Here is a 425-nt window from a genome sequence, read left to right as displayed (position 1 = left end):
AGAAGCAGGGGCTTGCCTTCTCCGTTGCAGACCGCATGCAACTTGGAATTCAGACCGCCCTTCGTTCGACCAATGCAGCGGGGAAAGCCCCTTTTTGAAGCAGGCTGGCTGCCGTGCGGTGAGCCTTCAAATGAGTGGCGTCGATCATGATCCGATCAGGCTTGGCGTCCTCGGCGGCCAAAGAAGCAAAGATTCTGTCGAACACGCCGAGCAAGCTCCAGCGCACGAACCGATTGTAGAGTGTCTTGTGAGGCCCGTAGGCTTTCGGCGCATCCTTCCATTGGAGGCCGTGGCGGATAACGTAGACGATTCCGCTGACAACCCGCCGGTCATCGACCCGCGGCACACCATGCGACAGCGGAAAATGCGGCGATATCCGCGCCATTTGCCGGTTGCTGAGCAGAAACAGTTTGTCCATGACGGTA

At 58.4% G+C, this 425-nt stretch carries 1 pseudogene; it reads right to left on the bottom strand.

Annotated elements, in window-relative coordinates:
- Positions 1-418, bottom strand: a pseudogene (locus GSQ92_RS06835) (IS5 family transposase); the annotation flags it as partial.
- Positions 419-425 lie beyond the last annotated feature (7 nt).

This window comes from Acidisoma sp. S159, assembly GCF_009766125.1.
Classification (GTDB): domain Bacteria; phylum Pseudomonadota; class Alphaproteobacteria; order Acetobacterales; family Acetobacteraceae; genus Acidisoma.
Note: the sequence above shows the minus strand (reverse complement) of the source record. Positions and strands in the feature narration are given on the sequence as shown.